The sequence below is a fragment of the Ruminococcus sp. D54t1_190329_F1 genome (genome assembly GCF_015551645.1).
GTDB lineage: Bacteria > Bacillota > Clostridia > Lachnospirales > Lachnospiraceae > Blautia_A > Blautia_A faecis.
Window position 1 is genome coordinate 1 of record NZ_JADNDC010000006.1, and the last position, 10,952, is coordinate 10,952.

General features: G+C 45.7%; 13 protein-coding genes. 12 read left to right on the forward strand and 1 reads right to left on the reverse strand.

Features of this window, described 5'->3' with window-relative positions; all coding sequences use genetic code 11:
* The first annotated feature begins 148 nt into the window (after window positions 1-148).
* The 6 genes from I2D69_RS03615 (at window position 149) to I2D69_RS03640 (ending at window position 4,106) form a co-directional block, all read left to right on the forward strand.
* A complete protein-coding gene (locus I2D69_RS03615) occupies window positions 149-451 on the forward strand; it encodes a hypothetical protein (RefSeq protein WP_054330203.1) in 303 nt (100 codons plus the stop codon).
* Entirely contained in the window at window positions 448-747 is a 300-nt protein-coding gene (locus tag I2D69_RS03620; RefSeq protein ID WP_002570980.1) for a CD1845 family protein, read from the forward strand. Before I2D69_RS03615 ends, I2D69_RS03620 begins: the two co-directional genes overlap by 4 nt.
* A gap of 121 nt (window positions 748-868) precedes the next feature.
* Entirely contained in the window at window positions 869-1,465 is a 597-nt protein-coding gene (locus tag I2D69_RS03625) for a type IV toxin-antitoxin system AbiEi family antitoxin domain-containing protein (RefSeq protein WP_172698078.1), read from the forward strand.
* Window positions 1,462-2,316: a nucleotidyl transferase AbiEii/AbiGii toxin family protein gene (locus I2D69_RS03630; protein ID WP_172698079.1), complete on the forward strand. Its 855-nt coding sequence runs from the start codon at window positions 1,462-1,464 to the stop codon at window positions 2,314-2,316. The genes I2D69_RS03625 and I2D69_RS03630 overlap by 4 nt, the downstream gene beginning before the upstream one ends.
* Complete coding sequence (locus I2D69_RS03635) at window positions 2,313-2,639, forward strand: hypothetical protein (protein WP_172698080.1); 327 nt, start codon at window positions 2,313-2,315, stop codon at window positions 2,637-2,639. Before I2D69_RS03630 ends, I2D69_RS03635 begins: the two co-directional genes overlap by 4 nt.
* A gap of 54 nt (window positions 2,640-2,693) precedes the next feature.
* The gene (locus I2D69_RS03640) at window positions 2,694-4,106 is read left to right on the forward strand and encodes a relaxase/mobilization nuclease domain-containing protein (protein WP_172698081.1); all 1,413 of its coding nucleotides are present in this window, start codon (window positions 2,694-2,696) and stop codon (window positions 4,104-4,106) included.
* Window positions 4,107-4,329: 223 nt separating this feature from the next.
* On the opposite strand, the gene I2D69_RS03645 is transcribed toward I2D69_RS03640, so the two are convergent.
* On the reverse strand, window positions 4,330-4,686 hold the full coding sequence (locus I2D69_RS03645; RefSeq protein WP_172698083.1) for a helix-turn-helix transcriptional regulator: 357 nt from the start codon (window positions 4,684-4,686) through the stop codon (window positions 4,330-4,332).
* A 258-nt stretch (window positions 4,687-4,944) separates the two neighbouring features.
* Between I2D69_RS03645 and I2D69_RS03650 the strand changes: the two genes are divergently transcribed.
* The 6 genes from I2D69_RS03650 (at window position 4,945) to I2D69_RS03675 (ending at window position 10,949) form a co-directional block, all read left to right on the forward strand.
* Window positions 4,945-5,634 carry a response regulator transcription factor gene (locus I2D69_RS03650; protein ID WP_039959333.1) on the forward strand — a complete coding sequence of 230 codons (690 nt, stop codon included), beginning with the start codon at window positions 4,945-4,947 and terminating at the stop codon, window positions 5,632-5,634.
* The gene (locus I2D69_RS03655; RefSeq protein WP_118555897.1) at window positions 5,631-6,662 is read left to right on the forward strand and encodes a HAMP domain-containing sensor histidine kinase; all 1,032 of its coding nucleotides are present in this window, start codon (window positions 5,631-5,633) and stop codon (window positions 6,660-6,662) included. Before I2D69_RS03650 ends, I2D69_RS03655 begins: the two co-directional genes overlap by 4 nt.
* A gap of 130 nt (window positions 6,663-6,792) precedes the next feature.
* The gene (locus I2D69_RS03660) at window positions 6,793-7,053 is read left to right on the forward strand and encodes a hypothetical protein (RefSeq protein WP_195379418.1); all 261 of its coding nucleotides are present in this window, start codon (window positions 6,793-6,795) and stop codon (window positions 7,051-7,053) included.
* A 121-nt stretch (window positions 7,054-7,174) separates the two neighbouring features.
* Entirely contained in the window at window positions 7,175-7,591 is a 417-nt protein-coding gene (locus tag I2D69_RS03665; RefSeq protein ID WP_077138744.1) for a hypothetical protein, read from the forward strand.
* A gap of 293 nt (window positions 7,592-7,884) precedes the next feature.
* Window positions 7,885-8,550: an ABC transporter ATP-binding protein gene (locus tag I2D69_RS03670; protein WP_003501940.1), complete on the forward strand. Its 666-nt coding sequence runs from the start codon at window positions 7,885-7,887 to the stop codon at window positions 8,548-8,550.
* Between the two features lie 14 nt (window positions 8,551-8,564).
* Entirely contained in the window at window positions 8,565-10,949 is a 2,385-nt protein-coding gene (locus tag I2D69_RS03675) for an ABC transporter permease (RefSeq protein WP_050624150.1), read from the forward strand.
* The last annotated feature ends 3 nt before the right edge of the window (window positions 10,950-10,952 follow it).

Here is a 10,952-nt window from a genome sequence, read left to right on the forward strand (position 1 = left end):
GTCGGAAAGCCGTGTGAGGGAGAACCTCATGCACGGTTTGATGAGGGGCGGATGAAAATTTCATCCGCCTACTCTACCGGTATCCTTGTCTTTTGCCTGTCCATACCGGATAATATGAAATAGAATAGAAGCAAAGGAGTGAAAACAGATGCTGACATTTGAAAAAGTGTTGGAGATTTTTGCAGACTATCTGGCCGCAGATAAGACCATCGAAGTTTATATCAGCCGTCATGGATGTGTAAGGGTTGAGTTTGACCAGGACTTTCACTATTGCACCGGCGAAGTGTGCCATACTCCCAGGGAACTGTTTGACCTCTTATCCGATGATTACCGGACTTATCTGGAGATTGAACTGACCAAAGGCAGACGGGAACTGACGGAAGATGATATAAAAGAAGCGGATACCCTGTGCAAACGGTATCTGGACCGCTGGAAGGAGGAATTGGGATGAAGATTTTGAAATGCCTGCTGATGATCGTAACTGCACCGGTCATTTTGGTGCTGACGCTTTTTGTCTGGCTCTGCACGGGGCTGATCTACATATCCGGTCTGGTGCTTGGCCTGCTCAGCACTGTAATTGCTCTACTTGGCGTGGCTGTGCTGCTTACCTATTCTCCGCAGAACGGTGTGATCCTTTTAGTCATGGCATTTTTGATTAGCCCTATGGGACTGCCGCTGGCTGCGATTTGGTTACTGGGCAAGGTGCAGAGTTTGAAATTTGCGATTCAGGATAGGGTTTATGGATAAAAAATACGCAAAGCCACAAAATGCCAAACACCGTCTGTTAAATTTGGGAAGAGGAACTATATATCCACGACTTTACTTTTGAACTAATATCGCGTATAATATTAGTGCGAAAGGAAGTGATATGATGGGACAATTTGAACAGCTGGATCAGATGTTAACAGCACAAGAAGGAATGCTACGAACATCACAGGTCGTATCTTCTGGAATTTCAAAGCCGGTATTTTATGATTATGTGCGTTCCCGAGATTTGGATAGAGTCGCACATGGGATTTATCTGGCCAAAGATTCCTGGGTGGATGCCATGTATCTGCTTCATTTGCGATTTGAACAAGCAGTATTTTCACATGAAACAGCTTTATTTTTTCACGATCTGACAGACCGTGAACCAATAGAATATACAGTTACGGTCAAAACTGGATGCAATCCAAGCAAAATGAAAGCAGAAGGCATTCAAGTTTTTACGATTAAAGCAGGCTTACATGATGTAGGACTTACAACAGCGAAAACTCCGTTCGGGCATACTGTGCCGGTTTATGATATGGAGCGGACGATCTGTGATTTGCTCAGAAGCCGCAGCAGAATTGAAATTCAGACCTTTCAGGGAGCGCTAAAATCTTATGCCCGTAGAAAAGATAAGAACCTGCGAGCTTTAATGCAATATGCTGGGATGTTCAAGGTGGAAAAAATTTTACGACAGTATTTGGAGGTACTTTTATGATAAAAACAGCAAGGCAGCTTAAAGATTTAATACGAAACCTTTCCAGAGAAAAATCCGCAGATGCTCAGATTTTAATGAGGAACTACATGATGGAGCGTTTTTTGGAGCGTATTTCTCTTTCTGAATATCGTGATAAGTTTATCTTGAAGGGTGGTATGTTGGTAGCAGCTATGGTTGGATTGGATGCTCGTTCTACGATGGATTTAGATGCAACAATAAAAGGAGCCAATGTCAATGTGGAGGATATTGAGAATCTAATTTCATCAATCGTAACTGTTCCGATTGATGATGGTGTTAAATTCCAGCTAAAAAGTATTTCGGAGATTATGGATGAAGCAGAGTATCCAGGTATTCGAGTCAGCATGAGTACAACATTCGATGGGGTAGTGACCCCTTTGAAAATTGATATTTCTACGGGAGATGCAATTACTCCAAGAGAGGTTCGGTATTCATTCAAACTTATGTTGGAAGATCGCTCCATTGATATTTGGGCTTATAATTTAGAAACTGTGCTGGCAGAAAAACTGGAAACCATTATTACCAGGGCCACAACCAATACCCGTATGAGAGATTTCTACGATATTTACATTTTAGAACAGCTGCATGGAACTACGCTGAACCCGAAAATTTTACATGATGCGCTTCTGGCAACTGCTCATAAACGGGGATCGGAGAAGTATCTTAACCAGGCTGAAGAAGTTTTTGACGAAGTGGAAAATGATTTAGTTATGCAAAAACTTTGGGAGGCATACTGTAAAAAGTTTTCTTATGCTTCTGATTTGGAATGGGATGTGATTATGAAAGCAATTCACAGGTTATATGTTCTTTGCGAGAAGGGCATCAGCGTATGAAAAAGCATGGACACTATTGTAAAATTTGTGGCGAATACAAAGCCAACGAAAAATTTTCAGGCAAAGGTCATGCAGCCCACATTTGTAAATCCTGTGCTTCGCTACCAGCAGAAAAGCAGGCTGAACTGATGACACTGAATCGTCTATTGAATCTTCCATGGGGGCTATCGAAAGAGCAGTTATCCTGGCTGAAAAATCGATTAAAGGATAGGAGGCCTGATGTCCGTGCATTAGCACAAGAGCAATATGAAATGAGATTTCCACCAAAACATTTAGAAGATGATAAGTTCAAATTTTTCGATGAAGAAAGTTTTATAGAATAGTGAAAGCGGTCTGCTACGGCAGGCCGTTTTCTTTTCGGAAAGGAGGTTCCTTCTATGGCAACCACAAGAATCATGCCGCTTCATGTCGGCAAGGGCCGCACAGAAAGTCGGGCGATCAGTGACATCATCGACTATGTGGCCAATCCCCAAAAAACAGATAACGGCAGGCTCATTACCGGCTATGCGTGTGACAGCAGGACTGCGGATGCAGAGTTCCTTCTGGCAAAGCGGCAGTACATTGCCGCTACCGGACGAGTGCGCGGTGCGGATGATGTGATTGCCTATCATGTGCGCCAGTCCTTCCGCCCCGGTGAGATCACACCGGAGGAAGCTAACCGGCTGGGTGTGGAATTTGCCAAGCGTTTTACCAAAGGCAATCATGCCTTTGTGGTCTGCACTCACATAGACAAGTCGCACATTCATAATCACATTATCTGGTCATCGGTCAGCTTAGAATATGACCGAAAGTTCCGAAACTTTTGGAGCAGCACCAAGGCAGTCCGACAGTTAAGTGACACCATCTGCGTCGAAAACGGACTGTCCATTGTAGAGAATCCGAAACCTCACGGAAAGAGCTATAACAAATGGCTGGGCGATCAGGCAAAGCCCTCTCACCGAGAGCTGCTGCGTGTGACGATTGACAACGCATTATCACAAAGTCCTACTGACTTTGAGGCGTTGCTGAAGCTGCTGCAAGAGTCCAGCTGTGAGGTATCAAAACGAGGAAAATCGTATCGTCTGAAGCTCTCCGGTTGGGAAAAAGCCGCCCGTATGGACAGCCTGGGCGAAGGATATGGATTGGAAGATTTGCAGGCGGTTCTCTCCGGGAAGAAAGCGCATACCCCACGAAAGAAAGTGGTCGCACAGGCAGAGCCGCCGAAGGTCAATCTGCTGGTGGATATTCAGGCAAAATTGCAGGCAGGAAAAGGTGCTGGCTATGCTCGATGGGCTAAGGTTTTCAATCTGAAACAAATGGCACAGACCATGAATTACCTGTCAGAGAATAACCTGTTGGAGTATGCGATTTTAGAAGAAAAGGCTGCGGCTGCCACGGCACATCACAATGAGCTTTCGGCGCAGATCAAAGCGGCTGAAAAGCGCATGGCAGAGATTGCTGTTCTGCGTACTCACATCGTAAATTATGCCAAGACCCGTGAGGTCTATGTGGCATACCGCAAGGCCGGCTACTCTAAGAAATTCCGGGAAGAACATGAGGAAGAAATTCTGCTCCACCAGGCTGCTAAGAATGCCTTTGACGAGATGGGCATCAAGAAGCTGCCCAAGGTCAAAGAGTTGCAGACAGAGTATGCGAAATTGCTGGAAGAAAAGAAAAAGACCTATGCCGAGTACCGGCGTTCCCGTGAGGAAATGCGGGAGCTTTTAACGGCAAAGGCCAATGTGGATCGGGTGCTGAAAATGGAGGTAGAACAGGATGTTGAAAAAGAAAAAGACCACGGCCAGCGATAAGCTGGTCCTGGTCAAAAGCGTTCGCAGAACGCGCAGCCACAGAATGAAATTCTGTGTTCAAAGGGGCTTGGGGGCGCTGCCCTCAACAAGCAAGCGGAGAGGAAAATCACGGAGGGATTTTGCGCTCTGCGGGTCGGTGTGTATTAACACCGGCATTGCTTGCCCCTTTTTACCCGGAAATGAAAGGAGCCAGTGAGGAAACAGTCAAATTTCACTCACCGGCTCAATTCGTTTCAAATTTCTCGGATAGTTCTGTTAGTTCTTTCGCGGTCTCCTGCGTATGGCGCAAGAGGGTTTCACGCATTTCTGACGGACAGTTGCAATAAAGTATCTTCATCTGAGTGGCTCCCTCATCTTCTGGAGAAACATCTGGATTGATCAGAGTGTCCAGAGAGATCGGCAGAACCTTTGCCAACGCCTTCAAAATCAAATAAGATGGATTTATTTTTCCTTTTTCTATTTTTGCAATTTGCTTGATAGATACATGGCTCAGATCCGCAAGTTCTTGTTGTGTCAGGTCTTTTTTCTTTCGGGCTTCCCGCATTTTTTGCCCCAAAGCGGTCAAATCATCAATCGGCATAATCGTTCACCTCAAATATATTCTATCGTGCCGATTTGCACAAAGGAATAACCTTATTATACCTGTTGACAGATACGATTATACTGATTTTGTGAGAGGGAATAGAAAAAGTGCAGTTGTATCCTTGATGAGCTATGTTACAATGTTGATAGTAAGGAAAAATAAAAAATGTTTTGATTTTTAGATTTAGGACATTTCTGTAACATTTTGTGTTTATCCTATCAATATAGTTGAAAAATAAGGAAGGAAGTGAATGTCTTGAAGAAGATTCTAATTGTAGAGGACGATCAGCTTTTGAATCGGACATTGGCATACAATCTGACCTCTGATGGATATGAGGTCATTTCTGTTTTTAATTTTGACAGCGCGGTAAGAAAGCTGCGGGAAAATGAATTTGATGTGGCACTGTTGGATATTAACCTGCCCGATGGCAGCGGACTGGATTTGTGTGAAGAAATCCGGAATCGCGGTCAGCATACCTATATCATCTTTATCACAGCCAATGATAAGGAGAGCGATATGCTCAAGGGCTATGAAGTCGGCGGCGCAGATTATGTGACCAAGCCCTTTTCTGTGACGGTGCTTTGCAAAAAAGTAGCGGCGGTTTTTGCAAATCTGGAACTGCGGACACCCCGGCATGATCTGTTTGATGATGGCTTTCTGAAAATTGACTTCTCCGAACAAAGTGCGTCCCTTGCCGGAGAATCCCTGGACTTTACACCGAAGGAATACCGCACCCTGTTCCTGTTCGTAAAGAACCCCCGGATTATTCTGACCAAGCGGCAGATTTTAGAGAAGCTGTGGGACATTGATGGGGATTTTGTGGATGAGCATACTCTGACGACGATCATCAGCCGTATCCGTAAAAAAATCGAAACAGACGAGCGGAAATATATTAAGACAGCTTACGGCATGGGCTATCAGTGGATCGGCGGTGAGCCTCGATGAAGCTGCAAAATTTATCTGTCAGGGCATTTTTGAGAAAAATTGTGGCGGGGACTCTGCTCACTGCCGCTTTGCTGCTGTTGATTTTTTTCCTATTGACGAAAGATGTGCGTGTTGTCATCTGCGGCATTATTTTGACAGCTGCATTTTACATTTGGGGCATGGTTTTTCTGCACTATTTTCAAAAGAAACTTTCTCTGTTCACCGATGGTTTGTGCCAGACATTGGATCACATGATGGACAGTACAGACTGGCCCCAGGTAGACTATGAAGCGGAAACACTGCTGTCTCGGATTAGCCATCGTCTGGAACGGCTCTATAATGTGATGCAGAAAACCAGACATACGGCAGAGGGAGAAAAGGAAGAACTGCAATCCCTGGTATCAGATATTTCCCACCAGACCAAAACCCCCATCGCAAATTTGAAGCTGATCAACGATACGATGCTGACAAGGCCATTGACAGAAGAAAAGCGTAAGGAGTTTTTGCAGGCCACAGGCACACAGCTGGATAAACTGGATTTTCTCATTCAGGGAATGGTGAAAACCTCCCGCCTGGAAACGGGTGTCATTACGCTGGAGAAACAGGATGCTGTGATCGGGGATACGCTGGTGAGCGCCATCAATGGTGTTCTGGCTCCGATGGAACAAAAAGAGATCAGCCTGTCGGTGGACTGCCCATCTGATCTGACAATATCCCATGACAGCCGCTGGACTTCCGAAGCATTGTTTAACATTCTGGATAATGCGGTAAAGTACACCTCTGCCGGTGGCAGCATCCAGGTGAGGGTACGGGATTGGGAAATGTATTTGAGGATAGATGTGACAGATACAGGCAGAGGCATCCCGGAGCATTCTCAGGGCACGATCTTCAAACGCTTCTATCGGGATGAAGCGGTGCATGATATAGATGGGGTCGGAATCGGCTTATACCTTGCCCGTGAGATCATTACCATGCAGGGGGGCTATATTACCGTTGAGTCTAAAGTTGGGGAAGGATCAACTTTTTCCGTGTTCCTGCCCATAAAATAATTCTGAGGCAGTCTGTTTTGGCAGGCTGCCTTTTTTTTGAAAAATTTTTAGAGGGCAATGGATTTTAGGACAATTCTGCAACATTTGGGATTTATGCTGACAGCAACATTATGAAATTGGAGGTGGCCTTATGGAAATCACAAAGACATTACTCATCAATGCAGCTTGCTTGCTGATCCCGCCGGTCGTTGTTGTTCTGCTGCTCCGGCACTTCTTTCCAAGAGAAATCAGATGGTCGGCTGGTGTGGTGGCTCTGGTAGATCTGGTGGTCTTCTGGACAGATATTTCTTATTATGAGAGCGTTTGGCTGACGCTGTTTTTTGTTGTAATTCAGTTAGCAATGGTTTTGCTTATATCTATCCGGTTTTATAAAAAAGACACACGAAAATGAATTGTCCTAAAATTGAAGCAATTCACCATGGATTTTCATGCCATTTAGGACAATTCTGCAACATTTGCCCTTTACTCTTTACTCAACAAATTAAAGCACACTTATAACAGGAGAAAACACCATGAAAAAAATCAATTTTTGCAAAGCAACAACAATCATTTTAATAATCAATGTTATTTTATCTATTGTTTTATTTTTCGTTGTTCCTGATAATATAGCAATTCAATGGGCAGGTACATCCCCCAGAAATGCAGTAGATTCTTACTATATATTTTTAGTACCGGTATTGTCAGTGCTTTTTGCTTTTGCTGGAAAACCTATTTTTACAAGGTTCCTGTTTAGATTGTGGAATAGAACTAACGAGTATTTAGTGGCATACCTAAATTTGTGTCTGCAAGTTGTATTTCTTACTTGTGAAATCTATATCGGGTTATATAACTTATGTAATTTTAATGTTGCCATTAGTATAATTCTCATTGTGGAATTTATGATAAATGTGGTGATTGGATTGAAATTATTTCACAATCAATCTATCTAAAAAATCGTGTAGTATGTTTCGGCGGACAGTTATTTCTGGATGCCCGCTGTAAATTTTTTTGAAATGTCCGAGCGTTGTAACATTTCTCGGACATTTGGGTTTTATAATGATCTTATCAACAAAAGCAAGCGTATACATGAAGCAATGCAATAAAAAAGTTGCTTGTTCAATAAGAATATGAATTGTCCTAAAATTGAAGCAATTCACCATAGATTTTCATGCCATTTAGGACAATTCTGCAACATTTGCTCTTTACTCTATACTCAACAAATTAAGAAAGGCAGGTAACTGTTATGAAAATTTTGCAGACAACTGATCTTAAAAAATACTACGGCACAGAGCCGAACATTACCCGCGCCCTGGATGGCGTGAACTTCTCTGTGGAGGAGGGCGAATTTGTGGCGGTGGTCGGCACTTCCGGCTCCGGTAAGTCCACCCTGCTTCACATGATGGGCGGTTTGGATACCCCCACCTCCGGCAGCGTGATGGTGCGGGATAAGGAGCTGGCGAAGATGAACGACGAGCAGCTTACCATATTCCGCCGTCGCAATATCGGCTTTATTTTCCAGAACTACAATCTGGTGCCGATCCTAAATGTTCATGAGAACATCGTTTTGCCCGTGGAACTGGATGGGGATACGGTGGATCAGAAATTCATGGCGGATGTGGTGTCCATGCTGGGACTGGAGGATAAGCTGAAGAATATGCCAAACAACCTCTCCGGCGGCCAGCAGCAGCGTGTGGCTATCGCCCGCGCTCTGGTGTCAAAGCCCGCTATCGTCCTTGCCGATGAACCCACTGGAAACCTGGACAGCAGGACCAGCGCCGATGTGTTGGGGCTTTTGCAGAGAACGAGTCGTGAATTTAACCAGACGCTGGTGATGATCACACATAATGATGCCATTGCCCAGCTTGCAGACCGTATCGTGCGGATTGAGGATGGCAAAATCGTTGGATAAAGGAGGTGGCAGACATGACATTGCCTTTTGAAAATGATACAGGGCCGGTCATTAAAAAATTGGCGTCACGAAGCATTCAGACAGATAAGCGGCGCAACCTGTTTGTGATCGTAACGATCGCTCTGGCAGCCGCTTTGATGGCAGCGATTTTTTGTGCAGGAGCGGGAAGTGACAGAAAACTGGAGGCGGACATTCGGGGACAGTATCAGGCGGTTGTGGTGAATTGTGACCGTGATACGATTGAAAGACTGAAAGACTGCCCGGAAGTGGAACGCTGGGGCCTTTCCCAGAATTACGGTTCTGCCCGCTATGGTGACAGCGTTCTGACTGTGGAGTATGCGGATGCCAACTGGATGGAATTGGGTAAGAAGCCTTCCTTTACTGGGACACTTCCGCAGGCTGCCAATGAAATTCTGGTAGAACGGGCATTTCTTGATTATTTTGAAATCCCCGCAGAAGTCGGGCAGACCATAGAAGTGAATCTTGGAAACGGAAAGCAGACCTATACCGTCAGCGGTATCATGGATGTGGAGAATGACTCCCGTATGTTCCAGCTTTATGTATCTGAAGCATTTGTGGAGGAGATGGCGCAGGGAGAGCCGCTGTTTGAATTTCGGCTTCGTTATACTGGTGCTGATAGTATGGAGCTGGAGCAGCTCAAGGCGGATATTGCAGCATTCCTTTCTGCCAACGATGTCTCAGAGGATCAGATTTTTTACAGTTCCAACTATTTCGATATGCAGGGCTTTAAGTCCGGTGTGATGAAATATTACATTCCCGTGGCAATCCTTTTGCTGGTTGCCTGTGCCGTGGTCATTTACAGTATCTTTTTCATTTCCGTAAAGGGCAAAATGCGGGAATATGGACGCCTGAAAGTGATCGGCACAACACCAAAACAGATCCGGCGGATCGTGCGGCGGGAGGGATTGCTGTTATCTCTTTGCGGTATCCCACTGGGGCTTTTGGTTGGAGGGGCTATCGGGTTTGCTATTTTCCCGGCACATTGGAGCTGGATGGGCAATCTGCCCTATCTGGCTGCGACCGCAGCAGCCTGCGCCCTGACGGTATTTCTGTCCATTCATGCGCCTGTCCGCATGGCGGCGAGGGTATCCCCAATCGAAGCGGTCCGCTCCAGTGGTTATGAAACGGCAACAGACCGGAAGGATCAGAAAAACCACCGCATTACGCCGTTCTCCATGGCACAGATGAACTTTAGGCGGAGCAGGAAAAAGACGGTCATCACTCTGGTATCTCTGGGATTGACGGGTGTGTTTCTGGTAACAGCCGCTACGGTACTCAACTCCATCAGTCCCGAAAAGATGGCGATAGAAGCCATGGGAGATCACTGCAACTATGAGGTCAGCTGGATGGATTCGGGAGGCGCGGAAGGATTGCCTGCCATCGCGCGTGAAAATCCATTGACAGAAGAACTTCGTCAGGAGCTTCTTGCCATAGATGGTGTGGAATCTATCACCAGCCATGAAGTAACATCCGCAACGGTGAAATTCCCCCAGGAAAGTGTTGCATTAAAGTTCCCTGTATTTGACAGAGAGCAGATGGAACAATGGCTGCCGGAGGAAAATCTGGAACAGGGCAGCGTAGATTATGAGGAGCTTGCCGCAAACAACGGTGTGATCGTGACTGATTCGGAAGATCATCTTTTAAGTATGTTTTATGGCTATACGCCTGCGGTCGGGGATGTGCTGACCTTTGAATCCATGGACGGTAAGGCCATAGAAGTAACGGTCATGGGGATTGCGAAACCGTCAGTAACATCAGGCACCGGCGCATGGGGCCTGTTTACCCTTACAGAAGAACTGGCCGATCAACTCTACCCGGATATTGAGAACAGGGAGGCCGTTTGGAATGTCCATACCTCGGAGGACTCGGATGCGCTCAGGGCGTCTATTTTCAGCCTGCTGGAAAATCCGGTGCTGACGGTCTTTTCCAGAGCAGACCATGCGGCATCCCTGGAATCGCAGCTAAAGATGATGACCCGCGGTGTTTATCTGCTGCTGGCGTTCCTGTTTGTGTTCTCCATGGTAAATCTGGTCAACACCCTGATGACCAATCTGCTGGCAAGGCAGCAGGAGCTTGGGATTTTGCAGTCTGTGGGAATGACCGGAAAGCAGGTTTCCCGTATGCTGATCGCAGAATGCCTGTGGTACGCAGGGGTTACGGTATTTTTGTCAGTTGGCATTGGCGGAATCCTGGGCTGGATTTTTGACTATGTGATCAGCAGCTTTAATATTTTTGGGGAACTGTCCTATCAATTCCCTTTGATGGAAACGGTTGTTTTTGTTCTGGCACTTTTGGTCGTGACCGGAATTTTCTCTGTGGTTGCTGTCCGTTACTCTAAACGGCTTTCCCTTGTAGAGCGGATCAAGACCATGGACTAACCA